This window comes from Reyranella sp. GW821-FHT12G01 (assembly GCF_058806575.1).
In genome coordinates, this window is sequence record NZ_JBXAPV010000003.1 from 419,214 (window position 1) to 436,671 (window position 17,458).

7 protein-coding genes are annotated in these 17,458 nt (G+C 67.2%); all 7 read right to left on the reverse strand.

The window, feature by feature from the left end:
- Positions 1-328 precede the first annotated feature (328 nt).
- From treY to AC1RP5_RS27090, 7 genes are read right to left on the reverse strand one after another with little or no spacing between them, the layout of a single operon-like run.
- Positions 329-2,839: a malto-oligosyltrehalose synthase gene (gene treY, locus AC1RP5_RS27060; RefSeq protein WP_493115904.1), complete on the reverse strand. Its 2,511-nt coding sequence runs from the start codon at positions 2,837-2,839 to the stop codon at positions 329-331.
- Positions 2,836-4,881, reverse strand: a complete 2,046-nt coding sequence (gene malQ / locus AC1RP5_RS27065) for a 4-alpha-glucanotransferase (RefSeq protein ID WP_493115905.1) — start codon at positions 4,879-4,881, stop codon at positions 2,836-2,838. Before malQ ends, treY begins: the two co-directional genes overlap by 4 nt.
- On the reverse strand, positions 4,878-6,647 hold the full coding sequence (treZ, locus tag AC1RP5_RS27070) for a malto-oligosyltrehalose trehalohydrolase (protein WP_493115906.1): 1,770 nt from the start codon (positions 6,645-6,647) through the stop codon (positions 4,878-4,880). The genes malQ and treZ overlap by 4 nt, the downstream gene beginning before the upstream one ends.
- Positions 6,644-8,752 carry a glycogen debranching protein GlgX gene (gene glgX / locus AC1RP5_RS27075; protein ID WP_493115907.1) on the reverse strand — a complete coding sequence of 703 codons (2,109 nt, stop codon included), beginning with the start codon at positions 8,750-8,752 and terminating at the stop codon, positions 6,644-6,646. Before glgX ends, treZ begins: the two co-directional genes overlap by 4 nt.
- On the reverse strand, positions 8,752-10,956 hold the full coding sequence (glgB, locus tag AC1RP5_RS27080) for a 1,4-alpha-glucan branching protein GlgB (RefSeq protein ID WP_493115908.1): 2,205 nt from the start codon (positions 10,954-10,956) through the stop codon (positions 8,752-8,754). Before glgB ends, glgX begins: the two co-directional genes overlap by 1 nt.
- Positions 10,953-14,255 (reverse strand): maltose alpha-D-glucosyltransferase, encoded by a 3,303-nt coding sequence (gene treS / locus AC1RP5_RS27085; RefSeq protein ID WP_493115909.1) that lies wholly within the window; start codon positions 14,253-14,255, stop codon positions 10,953-10,955. Before treS ends, glgB begins: the two co-directional genes overlap by 4 nt.
- Positions 14,252-17,404, reverse strand: a complete 3,153-nt coding sequence (locus AC1RP5_RS27090) for an alpha-1,4-glucan--maltose-1-phosphate maltosyltransferase (RefSeq protein ID WP_493115910.1) — start codon at positions 17,402-17,404, stop codon at positions 14,252-14,254. Before AC1RP5_RS27090 ends, treS begins: the two co-directional genes overlap by 4 nt.
- Positions 17,405-17,458 lie beyond the last annotated feature (54 nt).

Here is a 17,458-nt window from a genome sequence, read left to right on the forward strand (position 1 = left end):
AAAATCTCCTCAGTTGAGGAGCGGAACGCCCATTTTCTGGACAAGTTCCACGGGCGCGGAGATCAGACCGCGCTGAGGCTTCGTTGCATCACTCGCAGTAATTCTCGCGGGCCGGGCGCCACGCCGGCTGACCATGTTTCGCTACCTACGCACCGTGAGGTCATGGTCGCTGCTATCCGGATATCCGCTTGTGGGCGTGCCCCCGCTCAAGGTGGACCCTCCCCGGCTCCCGTGCGTCGAGCTGCGTGTCTGCGTTCCACGCCGCCGCGAGTGATATCGCCCTTACACGGGCGCTGGAGCGCCCGCCAGTGGCGTTATCAACAGTGATTCAACCCAGCGAAACGGACGAAACCAAGGCGATCGGAAGTACGCCGAACAGCAGATTCAGTGCGATTCCGTCCGGCGCCAAATCCATGCTGCGATTGCTCAGAACATCGTACGCCGGTCGGCTTTGCCCTAAATCATCCATCACGAGGGTCGTGCCCATGAAAGCATCATGCCGTAACGAAAGGCTGCCCTCTCCAGACATCAGCGGCAGAACCAGCCGCGGCACAACGACGAGCAGCCAGTCGTTGCCGGCCTGCCGCCGGAACGCGACGACTGACTCGCTGCCAGGTCCCTCCACCTCAACCGGGCGATAGGCGCCGTCGACAAAGAGATGTGGCACGCGCTTGCGCAAGGCGAGTGTCCGCCGGATCAGCGCCTGCTTGAGCCGGCCGTCACGCCACGACGGCATCAAATCGGACAGCGGCAGGTCAGACATCTTCGCACGTGCAGCAAAGTCGACCGGCCGGCGATTGTCCGGATCGACCAGGCTGAAGTCCCAAAGATCGGTGCCCTGGTAGAGGTCCGGCACCCCCGGCACCGTAAGCTTCAGCAGGCATTGCGCGAGGCCGTTCACCGCGCCGGCGGGCGCGATGCGGCGAACGAACGCCAGAAGCTCGCCGAGGAGATCGGGCATGGCGTCCTCGGCCACGAGGCGCATCGTGAAGGCGCGCGCCGCTTCCTCGTACGTCTCGTTGACATCGGCCCAGTCGCTCCTGAGCTTGGCTTCGCGCAAGGCCTTCTGCTGCCAGCCGGACAGCCGCTCGGCAAAGGCGTGGCGTCCCTTCGCATCGTCGCGCGCGAGGTCGAGCGGCCAGGCGCCAACCACCATCTGCAACAGCATCGCGACGTCGCCCGGCGTCGGCGAAGACGATGACACATCGATCCGGCGCGACAGGAACTCCGTCCAGTCCGGTGCGAGTTCGCTCAGCACCGCGAGGCGCGCGCGCAGATCCTCGCCGCGCTTGTGATCGTGCGTGGCGGTCGCCAGCATCGTGTGCGGATAATCGGCGTGACGCGCCTGCATGCGGGCATGGAAAGCATCGGCATCGATCGCGAACGTCTCGACGTCGAAGCCGACATCGTTGCGCGAGAGCAGGCGGCCGTAGCGGTAGAAGCCGGTATCCTCGACCGACTTGGCGGCGACCGGCGCGCTCAACTGCTGGAAGCGCGCCATCGCGCGCGGCCACGAGCCGGATGAGGGCTTGGGCGACAGCATCGCCGCCAGCAGCGGCTCGACCGCCCACCGGTCGGTTGCCAGGCAGGTCTTCGATGCATGGGCCGCGACATCGCGCAGGATCGTCGCATCTCGTTCCAACAGAATGTGCCCGGCGCCATAGGTGCGATAGACCGGCACGTGCGCCAGGAACTCGGCCAGCAGCCGCCGCAGGGTCGGCCGCGGCACGCGGTCTCCGGTGATCGCCTGCCACGCCACTACACAGGCTTCGAGCTGCGCGGAAAAACTGCGCGCCACGATCTCGCGCCGCGCCTTCAATTCCTCCGGCGCGAACGTGGCCGGCCGGCCGCTGAGTTCGGACCAGCTTTTCGCCAGCAACGGCTCGCCCCGGGCGTCATGCTGGAGCGCGTTCACCTCGTCCATGAAGTCGTAGCCGGTGGTGCCGTCGCAGCCCCAGTCCTTCGGCAACGTCTCGCCCTTGAGGAGGATCTTCTCGACGACGAGCCAGGCTCTCGGCCGGCCATGCTGCTTCGCCAGCGCGTCGAGATGCGCACGCAGGTCCCGGCAATAGGCGGCGGGATCGGTGAGCCCGTCGACATGGTCGATGCGCAGACCGTCGATCACGCCTTCGGCGTAGAGGCGCAGCGGCAGGGCATGAACCGCCTCGAACGCCTCCGGCCGTTCCATCCGCAGGCAGACCAGTTCGTTGATGTCGAAGAAGCGGCGCCAGTTGATGCGATCGCCCGCCACGCGCCATGAGGCGAGCCGGTAATGCTGCCGCGCCAGCAGATTGGTGAGACTGCCTCGCCCCTCGGCACTGCCGTCGCACAGCGGGAAGGAATGCGTGAAATAGCGTAGTTCCGGCCGCCCCTCGGCGTCCTGTCCGATCGAAAGCTCGCCGGCCTCCAGAACCTCGTCGAGCGGGCGTCCGAGCACGGGCAGCAGGACCTTCGCCGGACGCTCGCCCCCGGCATCCCAATCGATGTCGAACCATTCGGCATGGCGGCTGGCGCGACCGTGGCGCAGCACGTCGCGCCACCAGGCGTTACCGGGATCGGCCGCCATGTGATTGGGCACGATGTCGAGGATCAGCCCGAGCCCGACCGCGCGCAATCTGGCGGCAAAGGACAACAAACCCGCCTCGCCGCCCAGTTCCGGATTCACGCGGGCAGGGTCGATGACGTCGTAGCCATGCATCGAGCCCGGCCGCGCGACGGCGATGGGCGAGGCATAGATGTGGCTGACGCCGAGCGACGCAAACCAGTCCACATGACGGGCTGCATCGGCAAAGGTGAAATCGCGATGGAACTGCAGCCGCAGCGTGGCGCGCGGGATCATTTGCGGCGCGCGACGATCGAGGCCGCGCGACGCTCGACGACGGGATCGTCGAACAGCCGGGCCGCCGGCGGCTCCAGGCGCCGCCGCCAATTCGGATGCTGGTCGATCGTGCCCGGCAGATTCGGCTGTTCAGCCAGCCCCAGCAGGTCCTCGAGCGGCGCCAGCATGAGCGGCGCCGGCGAACTGGCGACATAGCCCAGCGCCGCATCGACCGCAGGCGCCGGATCGTCGGCCGCAGGCGCGGGGCCCTCAGCCATGCCGGCCGCAGTGAAAGCCCGCCAAAGTCGCCGCCGGTCGACCTGGCGCGCTTCGGGTTCTCCCGCACCTGCCAGGCCGAGCGCACCCCTCACTTCGATATCGGCGCCACGCCACCAGCCGGCAACCGTCGGCAGATCGTGCGTCGTGGTCATCGACACGGCGTCCTTGCGCCAGCGCGCCGGCGTGCGGAAGCCGCCGCGATTACGTTCGAACCACATCACATCCATGCCGGCGATGCCGGCTTCGGTGAGACGGCGACGGAAGCCGCGCGGCACCGTCCCCAGATCCTCGCCGATCACCACGGCGCCGTGACGATGCGATTCCAGCGCCAGCAGGTGCAGGAGGTCGTCCAGCGGATAGGCGAGATAGGCGCCTTCCGAGGAGGGCGCGCCCTCGGGTACCAGCCACAGGCGCTGCAGTCCCATGATGTGATCGATGCGGACACCGCCGGCATGTTTCATCGCCGCCCGCACCGTCGACAGGAACGGTTCGAAGCCGGTCGACACGAGCGCCTGGGGCGAGAAGCCCGACAGGCCCCAATCCTGGCCCTGCTTGTTGAATTCGTCGGGCGGCGCGCCGATCCCGAGTCCCAGCAGCAGGTCGCTCTGGCGCGACCAGGCGTGGCTGCCGGCGCGGTCCATGCCGATGGCGAGATCGCTGATCAGGCCGATGCGCATACCGGCCTCCACCGCTGCCGTCTGCGCCGCCGCGAAGGAACGCGCGGCGAGCCATTGCAGGAATTGGTGGAAGCGCACCGTGCTCTCTTCGGCGGCAAGGAATGCCTTCATCTCGGCATCGTCCGGCCGTGCGAGGCCCTGCCGGAAGGCAGGCGGCCAGTCGCGCCAGTAGCCCAGCGCCGGTTCGCTGCCGAGCCACTTGCCATGGAGGGTCTCGAACAGCGCATGCCCCTGCAGCAGATCGCCGCCGTCGCGGACGAAGTCGGCGAACGCTTTTGCGAGTTCGGTGTTGCCCGTCATGTCGTGGGCTTCGAAATCGTCAAACAGCCGGCGCAGCAGGCCGAGCTTGGCTTCGGCGGCGGGCCGCCAGTCCACCAGGGGCGCATGCTCGAACGCCGCCGGCTCCCGGCGATGCCGGGCGACGCGCTCGCGCCCGAATACGATGTCGGGATCGGCGAACAGCGGATTGAAGAACAGGCGGCTCGATGGCGAATAGGGTCCGTAACGGCCGGGATCGGCGGCAAACAGGCTGTGGACGGGGCTGAGCGCGACCGCGTCGGCGCCGTGACCTGCCGCGGCAATGGCCAGTTCGCGCACCGCCGTCGCATCGCCGATGCCACCATCGCCGGCCCGGCGCAGTCCGTAGATCTGCGCGGCCACGCCCCACAGCCGCTTGCCCTCCGCACGATCCGCGATCGTGACGCAGCGCGGCGGCGCCACGGCGACCGTCACTTGCTGATCGGCAATCTCCAGCCGGTGATAACCCACTCGATCGATGACCGGACCGAAGAGCCGACCCGCCCGCACGGAAAACCTCAGGGTCGCCGTGCCGCCGTCTTCATAGGTGAGCAGCCCGCGTGCCGCGCCGCGCGGCAGGATCAGGCGCGAACCCGCCTGCATCGTCACGAGCGGGGGAAGCGTGTCCTGCGGCGCAAGCTTGCGATGACTGTCTTCGATGTCGGCGGGCGTTGCCGAGGGAAGCCCCAGCGACGCCAGGATGCGGTGAAGCGAATCGGGAGAAACCTGTTGCGGGATTCCGGTCGCATCGGTCCAGGCCTCGGCGAGGCCGGCCGCGCGGGCGAGTTGCCGAACGTCCTCGTCGCTCATGGCGCCGGCACCAGCACCGCCACCGTGGTCGCGCCCGCGAGACGGCCCTCGCGGGCGGCCCGGGCCGCGCCGGCGCGGGACTCGAACAGGAGATCGCCCCGCACGCCTGCGATCTCGGCGAGCTGCCGGCCGAGATTGGACGCAAGGGTGAGGATCGCCCCGTCGCCCAGCTCCCAGCGCGCCACGACCGCGGACGGCCCTGCCACCTCCGCTCCGAGCGAGCGGGTGCCCGCGAGACGCGGCATCAGGGCCCGCGCCCGGAGCGCGAGAAGTTCATGATAGAGGCGGTGCCGGGCCGTACCCTGCTTGGCATCGGACAAGGGGCGGCTTTGCTCGAACGTCGCGGCCTCGTTGGGATCGGGGATGCTCGACATGCCCTCACCCGGCGCAAAGCCCTTGAAGCCCGCAAACTCGCGCCGCCGTCCTTCCCGCACCGCGTCGGCGAGGTCGCCGGCATGGTCCGTGAAGTAGAGGAACGGCGTGGTGCTGGCATTCTCCTCCCCCATGAAGATCATCGGCACGTGCGGGCAGAGAAGCTGCAACGCCACCGCCGCCTCCAGCACGTCGGCATCGACATGGCTCGTAAGGCGGTCGCCGAAGGGACGATTGCCGATCTGGTCGTGGTTCTGGAGGAACAGCACGAAGGACATCGGCGGGAGGTCCTTGCTGGCCGTTCCGCGCGGCTCGCCGTTGCGATAGGCCGAGGCATCGCCCTGGTAGACGAAGCCTTCGGAGAGCGCGCGCGCCAGTCGGCGTGCCGGCTCATCGGCATAGTCGGCGTAATAGCCGTCGCTCTCCCCCGTGAGCATTGCGTGCAGCACGTGATGGGCGTCGTCGTTCCACTGGGCATCGAAATCGCAGCGCAGGTGATCGGCGACGTTGCCGTCATGCTCCAGCACGAGATGGACATGGCGTCCCGGCTCGAGAGATCGCCGCACCTCGGCCGCCATCTCGTCCAGCCAGTCGGCTTCGGAGATCGCGTGAACGGCATCGAAGCGCAGCCCGTCGAAGCGATATTCGTGCAGCCAGTAGAGCGCGTTCTCGGTGAAGTAGCGCCGCACCTCGGCGCGGCGGAAGTCGATGGCCGCCCCCCAGGGCGTGGCGATGTCGTCGCGGAAGAAGCCCGGCGCGTAGGCGCCGAGGTAGTTCCCGTCGGGGCCGAAGTGATTGTAGACGACGTCGAGGAACATCATCAGGCCGAGCCCGTGCGCCGAATCGACGAGCGCCTTCAATTCGTCGGGCGTGCCATAGCTGCGATCGGGCGCAAACGGCAGCACGCCGTCGTAGCCCCAGTTGCGGCTGCCCGGGAAATCGTTGACCGGCATCAGCTCGATCGCGGTGACGCCCAGCTCCGCTAGCGCGGGCAGAGCGGCCTGCACGCCCGCGAAACCGCCGAAGGCGCCGGCATGCAGCTCGTACAGCACGGTCTCGTGCCACGGACGGCCGCGCCAATCGACGTGCCGCCATTTGTAACTGCGCGGATCGACCACGAGGCTCGGCCCGTGCACGTCCTCGGCCTGCCCGCGCGAAGCAGGATCGGGCACGGCCAAGTCGCTGCCGAGGCGGTAGCGATAACGCGCGCCGGCACGACACGGCACTTCGGCCTCGAACCAGCCGTCGCCGGTGGCCCTCATCGGCACAGCCGGAAGTCCTTCGATTTCCACGCTCACACGTTTCTGGGCGGGCGCCCAGAAACGGAAGCGGGTTGCGCCCGACGGGAGCAGGGAGGCGCCAAACGGCAGGTCGCGCGCGAAACGATCGGTCACTGGGGGGCCCTGATAGCAAGCGCCACGACGACACTGCGAGGTGCGACCACGATTTCTTCCTCCTGCAACTCACGCTCCGGCGCATCGGGTATCGCGCTATCGAGCACGACCCGCGCCGGCCAACGTGGCTCAGGCAAACGAAAACGGCAGTCCGCCGTTCCGGAGTTGAAGAGGACGGTCAGCATGGTGACGGAACCATCGTCGTTGGGACTGGTTCGCCTCAACGCAAGGCAACGGTCTTCCGCGTTGTTCCAGGACTCGTTGGAAACGATCTCGCCCGACGCATCGAACCAGGCGATATCGGGCACGCCCTCGGCCGGGAACTCGCGACCGTGCAGGAAGTACGGCGACCGCAGCACCGCGTGGCGATGGCGCAGCGCCAGCAGGCGCCCGACGAAGGTCGCGAGGCTCCTGCCTTCCGGCTTCTCCAGCAGGCTCCAGTCGATCCACGACGTTTCGTTGTCCTGGCAGTAGGCATTGTTGTTGCCGTGCTGCGTGCGGCCGAACTCGTCGCCGCCCAGCAGCATCGGCGTGCCCTGCGCCAGGAACAGCGTCGCGAGCATGGCCCGCTGCAGCCGCTGGCGCGTGTCGAGGATGGCGGGATCTTCGCTCGGCCCTTCGACACCCCAGTTGGACGTGTGGTTCTCGCCGTGGCCGTCCTTGTTGTCCTCGCCGTTGGCTTCGTTGTGGCGATCGACGTAGCTCACCGCGTCCAGCAGCGTGAACCCGTCGTGCGACGCCACGTAATTGACCGAGGCCCAGGGACGCCGGTGACGCCGATCGAACAGGTCGCTGGAACCTGCCAACCGCGCGGCGAAGTCGGCGCGCTGGCCGGGATCGCCACGCCAGTAGCGCCGCACGCCGTCGCGGAAGCGGTCGTTCCATTCGGCGAAGCCCGGCGGATGATTGCCGAGTTGGTAGCCTCCCGGGCCGATGTCCCACGGCTCGGAGATCAGCTTCACTTTCTGCAACACCGGGTCCTGCCGGATCGCGTCGAAGAAGCCCGAGCAGGGATCGAAACCGTGCGCCTCGCGCCCCAAGGTCACGCCGAGATCGAAGCGGAAACCGTCGATATGGAACACCGTGACCCAGTAGCGCAGCGAATCCATGACCATCTGCAGGACGCGCGGAGTCGACAGGTTGAGCGTGTTGCCGGTCCCGGTGTCGTTGACGCAGTAGCGTGGATTGTCGGCGACCAGCCGGTAGTAACTCGCATTGTCGAGGCCGCGGAACGACAGAGTCGGACCCATCTCGCCGCCTTCGGCCGTGTGGTTGTAGACGACGTCGAGGATCAGCTCGAGGCCCGCCGCATGGAGGCGGCGGACCGCGATGCGCAGCTCGTCGAGCGTGCCGTCCGACAGGTAACGCGGCTCCGGCGCGAAGAAGCCGATGCTGTTGTAGCCCCAGTAATTGCGCAACCCCCTCTGCAGCAGGAAGCGATCCTGCACGAAGGCATGGATCGGCAGCAGTTCGACCGTCGTGACGCCCAGCCGGCGCAGATGATCGATGAAGACCGGATCGCCGAGGGCGGCGAAGGTACCGCGTTCGTTGGGCCGCAAATCCTGGCGCATCATGCTGAGGCCGCGGACATGCGTCTCGTAGATCACGGTGTCGGACCAGGGCACGGCGGGCGGCCGGTCGTCAGCCCAGTTGAAGCTTTCGTCGGCCACGACCGCCTTCATCACGCCGGGCGCGCTGTCACGCCGGTCGAACGACAGGTCGGCGCGCGCCGAGTTGACGCGATATCCGTAGAGCGCATCGGCGTTGCGCATCTCGCCGGTGAGGCGGCGTGCGTAGGGATCGAGCAGCAGCTTGTGCGGATTGAAGCGATGCCCCTCCTGCGGCTCGTAGGGGCCATGCGCCCGGTAGCCGTACACCAGGCCCGCTCGGGCGTTGGGCAGGTAGCCGTGCCAGACCTCGTCGGTGCATTCCGGCAGGTCGAAGCGCGTGATCTCCCGCCGGCCCGAAGGATCGAACAGGCAGAGTTCGATCCGGGTCGCATGCGCGGAGAAGACCGCGAAGTTGGTACCGAGGCCGTCCCAGCTTGCCCCCAACGGATATGAGGTTCCGGGCAGGAGCCGGTCGGGCCACGGCGACGCGGCCATCAATCCTCGCTGCGCAGGATCACCGTCGCGAGCGGCGGCAGGGTGAGCTGAACCGAATGGGCCTGGCCATGCGAGGGCTCCTCGAGAGCCGTGACCGCACCGTCATTGCCGAGGTCGCTGCCGCCATAGAAGCGCGAATCGGTATTGGCGACCTCGCGCCAGCGACCGCCCTTCGGCACGCCGATGCGATACCCATGACGCGGCACCGGCGTCATGTTGCAGACGACCAACAACGGCGGCGCCGTACCAGAGGTGCGGAAGAAGGCAAAAACCGAATTCGCGCGGTCATCGCCCACGATCCAGGCGAAGCCCGACGGGTCGCTGTCGGAGGCATGCAGCGCCGGTTCGGACGTGTAGAGATGGTTGAGGTCGCGGACGAGACGCTGCATTCCGGCGTGGCTGCCGTCTTCCAGCAGGTGCCAGTCGACTTCGCCGTCGTGGTTCCACTCGCGCTCCTGGGCGATCTCGCTGCCCATGAACAGCAGCTTCTTGCCGGGATGGGCCCACATGAATCCCAGATAGGCGCGGAGATTGGCGAACTTCTGCCAGCGGTCGCCGGGCATCTTGCCGATCAGCGACCCTTTCCCGTGCACGACTTCGTCGTGCGAGATCGGCAGTACGAAGCGTTCGGAGAAGGCATAGAGAAGCCCGAACGTCATCTCGTGATGATGATAGGCCCGATGGATCGGCTGGTGCTCGATGAACTGGAGCGTGTCGTGCATCCAGCCCATGTTCCATTTGAACGAGAAGCCGAGCCCGTCCGGCAGCGGCGCGGTGACGCCGGGCCACGCGGTCGACTCCTCGGCCACCATGATCGCGCTGGGACAGCGTTCGGCGACCACGGCGTTGAGATGGCGCAGGAAGCCGATGGCCTCGAGGTTCTCGCGGCCACCATGGATGTTTGGAATCCAGGCATCGGCCGGCCGGCTGTAGTCGCGGTAGAGCATCGAGGCGACGGCATCGACCCGCAGCCCGTCGACGTGGAAACGCTCCAGCCAATGCAGCGCGCTCGCGATCAGGAAGCCCTGAACTTCGCGCCGCCCGAAATTGTAGATGTAGGTGTTCCAGTCGCGATGAAAGCCCTCGCGCGGATCGAGATGCTCGTAGAGCGCCGTGCCATCGAACCGGGCGAGCCCGTGACTGTCTGTCGGAAAATGCGCCGGCACCCAGTCGAGCAGCACGCCGATGCCGGCCTGATGAGCGGCATCGACGAAGCGCGCGAAGGATTCAGGCGAACCGTAGCGCGCCGCCGGCGCGAAGAGACCGAGCGGCTGATAGCCCCAGGAGCCGCCGAACGGATGCTCCGTGATCGGCAGCAGTTCGACATGCGTGAACCCCATCTCCGCGAGATAGGGAACCAGCCGCTCCGTCAGGAAGTCCCACAGCGGTCGCTCGGGCTGTCCCACCGCCGTCGCCTGCTTCATCCACGAGGCCGGATGGACTTCATAGATGGAGATCGGTGCTTTCGCGGACTGGCGCCCGGCGCGCGCCGTCATCCAGGCCTCGTCGTTCCAGCGAAGCGGCGAGGGATCGGCGACGATCGATGCGGTGGCCGGTGCCAGCTCGGCCTGCTGCGCCACGGGGTCCGCCTTGTCGGCCACGCGCGCACCGGTTGGGCCGACGATGTCGAACTTGTAGCGGGCGCCGGCGCCGACGCGCGGGATGAAGATTTCCCAGACGCCGGCCGAAGGGCGCAGCCGCATCGGATGGCGCCGCCGGTCCCATGAATTGAAGTCGCCGATGACGGCGACGCGCTGGGCGTTCGGTGCCCAGACGGCGAAGCGTACCCCTTCGACGCCGTCCATCGAGGTGACGTTGGCGCCCAGCGCTTCGGCCAGCTTGAAATGGCGGCCTTCATTGAAGAGATGAAGATCGAGATCGCCCAGTGCCGGGCCGAATGAATAAGGGTCCTCGGTCTCCTGCACGGCCTCCGGCCAGTGGATGCGCAGGAGATAGGCGCCGGACCTGGAGACGGGTCCTTCGAACAGCCCGGAAGCGGCGCCCGGAGTCAGCTCGCCCCAGGACAGGCCGTCGGCGCGACCGATCACCTCGACGGCGCGCGCCCCGGGGAGGAAGGCGCGCACGACCCGGCCCGCCTTGCTGTCATGCGACCCGAGCACCGCGAAGACGTCGAGCGGCCGTGCCGCCGCCAGCGCCTCGGCCGTCTCGCGATCGAGGCGACCGGAGGGCGTCACGGCGTTCATGAATTCTCCTGCGGCGTTTCCCGCAGCAGGCGGGCGGCCAGCCGCGACAGGCCCGACAGCGGGATCGGTACCCAGGACGGCCGGTTCGCGGCCTCGTAGCAGATCTCGTAGGCCGCCTTCTCGGCGAGGAAGAAGTCGAGCAGCTCGCCATGATCCATGCCGGCCAGACCGACGGTCGCTTCGCGGTAGCTCTTGAGAAAGGCGCGCTGGGCGCCTTTGCGCAAGCGCGTGACGAGCGTCAGGCGCCGCGCCGGGGGAACGCGGTTCACGATCAGGTTCTTCGGATCGAGCGTCGCGGCCGCTGCATAGTCGAACGAGCGCAACAGGCCGGCGACGTCGCGCATCGGACTGGCCTTGCGGCGCCGCTCCTCCAGCGGACGCGCGGGCTCGCCCTCGAAGTCGATGATGTAGGCGTCGGCGCTGGCGATCAGCACCTGCCCCAGATGGAAATCGCCATGGATGCGCGTCACGATCGAGGCCAGGCCGCTCTGCACGAGCTGCTCCAGCAAGGTCGTCAGCGCCTCGCGCCGGTCGAGCAGGCGCTTGGCATCGGCCGCGGCCGCCTCGCTATCCCAGCTCGTAATGCCGGCGATCGTCTCCATTGCCCGATCGAGCATGGCTGTCGCCCGCTTCGCCCACGCCGCAATGTCGTCGGGGCCGGCCGTTCGGGGCGAGAAGGCTTCGTTGGATGTCGGACGCGCCAGCACCTGATGCATCGCGCCGAGTTGGCGGCCGATCGTGCCGGCGAAGGCGTGATAGTCCTCGATATCGTCGTCGCGCGACTCGGCGGTGGCTTCGCGGCTCGCGAGATTGTCGAGCGCGCGATTGAACTGGTTCAACGTCCAGGTCCAGGCATCGCCCTGATTGCGCACGAAGGCCTGTGCTACCGCGAGCGCGTGTCGCGTACCATCGGGCGTGATACGGCTCACCTCGCCCACCAGCGCCGGCGCGTTGGCGAAGTCGTGACTGGTGAGATAGCGGGTCATCTCGGCTTCGGGATGCTCGCCCGGCTGGATGCGCCGGAAGATTTTCAGCATCACCGCATCGTCGACGATCAGGGAGCTGTTCGACTGCTCGGCCGAGAGCCACATGACGGCGGCGTCGGCGGGGCGCTGCAACAGATCGACCTTGTCCGGCGTCGCCTCGAACACGATCTTGCCCTCCGGCCCGTCGATCGTGGTGCCGGCCGCCATGGCCGCCAGCATCTCGCGCGCAAACTCCGGAACGGCGAACGCGTCGGTAAGCAGGCCGATGCGGCGACCCCGGCGCACGCGCGCCAGCGCCAACTGCGCGGGCAGCGCTGCGGCCTGTTCGTCTTCCCAGCTGATCGACAGGGGCAACAGCCAGCGGCTGGTCTCGTCGCCCGCCGCCACTTCGATTTCGCCCAACAGCAGTTCGCGACTACCCCCACCGGGAATGCGCGCCAGATAGGCAAAGCGCGAGGATTTCAGCGCCTTGTCCTTGGCGCCGAACCAGCGGCGCTTGGCGAGGTACGGTGGCAGCGACTCCCGCTCCAGGGTCGGCGCGGCCGCCTGCACCCCCTCGCCCAGCGGCCCGCGCAGCACCACCGTGACATAGTCCGGCAACGGCTCCGGCGCGGGCGTATGCCATGACGGGGCCTCGGTTTCGCTCGCCAGGATGAACCAGTAGAAGCCGTAGGGCGGCAGGGTCAGCAGGTAGGTGAGTTGTCCGATCGGCGGGAACAGCGAGCCGCCGTTCAGCTCCACCGGCACGCGACCGGCGAACTCCGACAGGTCGACCTCGACGGCCTGGGGCGTGCGCGAGACGTTGGCGACGCAGAAGATGACCTCGCCGTCGAGCTCGCGCAGATAGGCCAGCACCTTGCGGTTCTTTGGATAAAGGAAGCGCAGCGTGCCCCGGCCGAAGGCGGCATGGGTGCGGCGCACGCCGATCATCTTCCGCGTCCAGTGCAGCAGCGAATGGACGTCGCGCGTCTGGGCCTCGACGTTGACCGTCTCGTAGCCGTAGAGCGCGTCCATGATGGCCGGTAGCGCCAGCGCCGCGGGGTCGGCGCGCGAGAAGCCGCCGTTACGATCGGGCGACCATTGCATCGGCGTGCGCACGCCGTCGCGATCGCCCAGGCGGATATTGTCGCCCATGCCGATCTCGTCGCCGTAGTAGATGACGGGCGCCCCCGGCATCGACAGCAGCAGGCAGTTCATCAGTTCGATGCGACGGCGATCGCGCTCCAGCAGCGGGGCGAGACGCCGGCGGATCCCGAGGTTGAGCCGCGCGCGCCGGTCGGTGGCGTAGGTTTCCCAGAGATAGTCGCGCTCGGAATCCGTCACCATCTCGAGCGTCAGCTCGTCGTGATTGCGCAGGAAGATCGCCCACTGGCAGTTGTCGGGAATCTGCGGCGTCTGGCGCATGATGTCGGTGATCGGAAAGCGATCCTCGCGCGCCAGAGCCATGTACATGCGCGGCATCAGGGGGAAGTGGAACGCCATGTGGCATTCGTCGCCTTGGCCGAAATACTCCTTGGTGTCCTCGGGCCACTGGTTGGCTTCCGCCAGCAGCATGCGGCCGGGATAGGCGCGGTCGATCTCGGCGCGGATCTTCTTCAGGATCTCATGCGTCTCGGGCAGGTTCTCGTTGTTCGTGCCCTCGCGCTCGACGAGATACGGCACCGCGTCGAGGCGCAGCCCGTCGATCCCCATGTCGAGCCAGAAATGCATCACGCCCAGCACCGCTTCGAGCACCGCGGGATTGTCGAAGTTGAGATCGGGCTGGTGGGAATAGAAGCGATGCCAGAAATAGGCCTTGGCCACCGGGTCCCAGGTCCAGTTCGAACGCAGCGAATCGATGAAGATGACCCTCGTGCCGGCATACTTCTCGTCGCTGTCGGACCAGACGTAGAAATCGCGCTCCGGCGATCCCGGCGGCGCCTGACGCGCGCGCTGGAACCAGGCGTGCTGGTCCGACGTGTGGTTGATCACCAGCTCAGTGATAACGCGGATACCGAGGCGATGGGCCTCCTCGATCAGCCGCTTCACGTCGTCGAGATTGCCGTACTCGGGGTGCACGGCGGTGTACTCGGCGATGTCGTAGCCATCGTCCTTGCGCGGCGACGGATAGAACGGCAGCAGCCAGATCGTGTTGATGCCCAGTTCGGCGATGTAGGACAGATGCGCGATCAGCCCCGGAAAATCACCGATCCCGTCGTTGTTCGAATCGAAGAACGACTTCACGTGAAGCTGGTAGATGACCGCGTCCTTGTACCACTGCGGATCGGTGGCGACCGGCAGGATAGCTTTGTCGTCGGCGATGGGTGCGTTCATGAAGCCCTCCGGGGCGACAGCCGCCAGATGGCGTAGGGAAGGACGGCGGGATCCAGTCGCAGATGCTGGTTCTTGCCGTGCCAGGTGAAGCGATCGCCGCGCACGAGATCCTCGACCTCGATCGCGCCGTCGTCGGGCAGCTTCCATTCCCACAGCGGGATTTCGAAGCCGGTCTCCTGAGGATGATGGGGATCGAGATTGATCGCCACGAGGACCATGTCGTCGGCGCCCGGCGCCCGCTTGCCGTAGACCAGGATCTGGTCGTTGCCGGCATTGTAGAAGCTGACGCCGAGATGGCTCTGCAGCGCGGGATGGGAGCGGCGCAGGCGGTTGAGCTGCGTGATCTCGGCGACGATGTTGCCGGGCGCGGAGAAGTCACGCGGCCTGATCTCATACTTCTCGGAATCGAGATATTCCTCGCGTCCCGGCAGGGCGGCAGCCTCGCAGAGTTCGAAGCCGGAATAGACCCCCCACAGGCCCGACGACGTTGCCGCCAGCGCGGCGCGGATCAGGAAGCCGGCGCGTCCCGAACCCTGCAGGAAGATCGGATTGATGTCGGGCGTGTTGACGAAGAAGTTCGGCCGGAAATAGTTCGCGACCTCGGTCGTCGCGAGCTCCCGCAGATAGTCGGTGATCTCCTGCTTGCCGTTGCGCCAGGTGAAGTAGCTGTAGGATTGGGAGAAGCCGACCTTGGCCAGGCGGTACATCATCTTGGGCCGCGTGAAGGCTTCCGACAGGAACATCACGTCGGGATAGCGACCGCGGATATCGCCGATCATCCAGTGCCAGAACGGGAGCGGCTTAGTGTGGGGATTGTCGACGCGGAAGATGCGGACGCCCTCTTCCACCCAGTGCAGCACGACATCGCGCAAGGCGAGCCACAGGGAGGGGATCGCGCCCTCGGCGTAGAAGTCGACATTGACGATGTCTTCGTACTTCTTCGGCGGATTCTCGGCGTACTTGATGGTGCCGTCCGGCCGATGGCGGAACCATTCCGGATGCTCGCGCAGCCAGGGATGATCGAGCGAGCACTGGATGGCGAAGTCGAGCGCGATCTCCAACCCCTGCTCGCGGGCGGCGGCGACCAGGCGACGGAAATCCTCCGGCGTACCGAGCTGGCGATGGATCGCATCGTGGCCACCGCCCTCACCGCCGATCGCATAGGGACTGCCCACGTCTTCCGGTCCCGGCGTCAGGGTGTTGTTGCGGCCCTTGCGGTTGGCCTTGCCGATCGGATGGATGGGCGGGAAGTAAAGGACGTCGAAGCCCATGTCGCGCACGCGCGGCAAGGCGGCGATGACATCGTCGAACGTGCCATGCCGCTTGGCGTCGTCGGTGAGAGAGCGCGGGAAGAGCTCGTACCAGGAGGCAAACTCGGCCTGCGGCCGTTCGACATCCAGAACAAACGGCCCCTCGTCCGTCCGGAAGCGCCGTTCGGCCGACGCCGCGACAGTGGCGCGCGAAGCGGCCGAGGTGAGCAGCGCCACCGCCTCCGCCGGCGCGGCCGCCTTGGCCTCCGCCAGCAGGGCCTCGATCCTGGGTTCGTCGCTGAGATCGGACAGGAAGGCCGCCGCTTCCGTCAGTTCGACGGCGACGTCGATGCCGGCACGATGCTTGACCTCGAGCCCGTGCGACAGGCTGCCATACTCGTCGCGCCACGCCTCGACCGAGAAATAATGCCGGCCGATCCGGTCCGGCGTGAACGTCGCGCGCCAGCGATCGTTGGAGACGTGCGTCAGCTTCGCGGTCCGCCGTTCGTCTTCGTCGGCCGACCACCACAGCACCTCCGCGGCCAGCAGATCGTGGCCGTCGGCAAAGATGTCGGCCTCGATGATCAGCGGCTTGCCGACGATGTGCTTGGCGGCGAAGGCGCCGCCGTTCACCGCCGGGCTAACGCGTTCGATGACGACGGGCGATTGGGCAGCCGCCGCATTGGCCTCGCGCTTGCCGGCTTTCTTGCCGCTACGGACAACGGGAGTTGGCGTTACGTCGAACACTCGGACTTCTCCCGGTTCCAGGTTTGCACGCGCCCTTTCGCCGGCCACGCTCTCGGCAACCGCGAGCGCCGCCCCCGCGGTCGAGGGCAGCACCGCGAGGTCGAAAGGCAGACTGCGCGCATGAAAAAGATCGGTATTGAGTGCGATGGCCGCGCCGTGCCGAGCCTCGCGTACATCGTGGCTGTCGATCCGCAGCAGCATCGTGACGTCGGCGGCGGGGCTGGTCAGCGAGCGAAGCCCGCCGGTGATGCCCTTGCACGCCATCCCATCGGCGACCGCTGCCGCACGGCGCAAGGTGTCGTCATCGGCCACCCCTTGGGAGACGAAAAGACCCTCGGACGTGGCCGCCGCCAACATCAACGTGCGATCGAGCGCATTCGGTGATTGGTCCATCACGTCGAACGGGACGGCTGCGACTCCCAGCACGGGCCCGATCCGACGCAGCAATTCGTGTTCCTCCACGAACCACGCGGCGCGGCCGTCCCACCAGCAGGTCGAGGCGAAGACCGCCGAGAGCCCTGCCGTCCTGAGTTCACTGTAACGCGACCAGGCAACGCCCGGCGTCCATCCCCAGAAGGCACACGCAGTCTCGGCGCGCACGCGATCCAGAATCCTGCCCAATGCGTTCGGGGGCAGGTCGGCGAGGCCGAGCAGCCGGAACCCCTGCGCACCCGCGGTGACCAACTCCGCCAGCAGCTTGGACCACCAGGCAGCAGCAGCTTCCGCCGATTCCTTCCGGAGCATCGCGGAGGAGGCTTCGCGGCGACCGACGCGCGGATCGAGGGGATTGAGGCCCGGCAGGCTGTCATAGACGCCAGCCAGCGCTTTCGCCGACGCGCCATCCAGAGCGATGCGATCGAGAACGATATCGACGAAAAATGCGAGGCCCGCCTTCTCGCAGGCTTGCCGCAGCGATTTCACCAGATCGCGTGACGCTCCGGTACTACCGAGATGCGCCACGGGCCGCGAATGATTGAAGACGAGAAGAGGATCGGCGGCAGGGCCCAGATCGAAGACCGGGCCGGCACAGACATGATTGAAGCCCGCGTTCGCCGCGCCGCTTATGGCGTCCTGGCAGGCCTGGAGGGTCGGCAGGCGTCGCAGATCAAGGTGCAGCACTTTTATCGCGCGCCCCTTCACGGTGGCCGGCACGACAGGCGCCCCCGATATCGAACTCTCCCTCATGAGAAAGAAACCCCGCACCTG

Bases quoted from the DNA above. Each gene is read 5' to 3' on its own strand.
- glgB (WP_493115908.1), bottom strand. From the start codon at position 10,956: ATGAACGCCGTGACGCCCTCCGGTCGCCTCGATCGCGAGACGGCCGAG.
- glgX (WP_493115907.1), bottom strand. From the start codon at position 8,752: ATGGCCGCGTCGCCGTGGCCCGACCGGCTCCTGCCCGGAACCTCATAT.
- treY (WP_493115904.1), bottom strand. From the start codon at position 2,839: ATGATCCCGCGCGCCACGCTGCGGCTGCAGTTCCATCGCGATTTCACC.
- treS (WP_493115909.1), bottom strand. From the start codon at position 14,255: ATGAACGCACCCATCGCCGACGACAAAGCTATCCTGCCGGTCGCCACC.
- malQ (WP_493115905.1), bottom strand. From the start codon at position 4,881: ATGAGCGACGAGGACGTTCGGCAACTCGCCCGCGCGGCCGGCCTCGCC.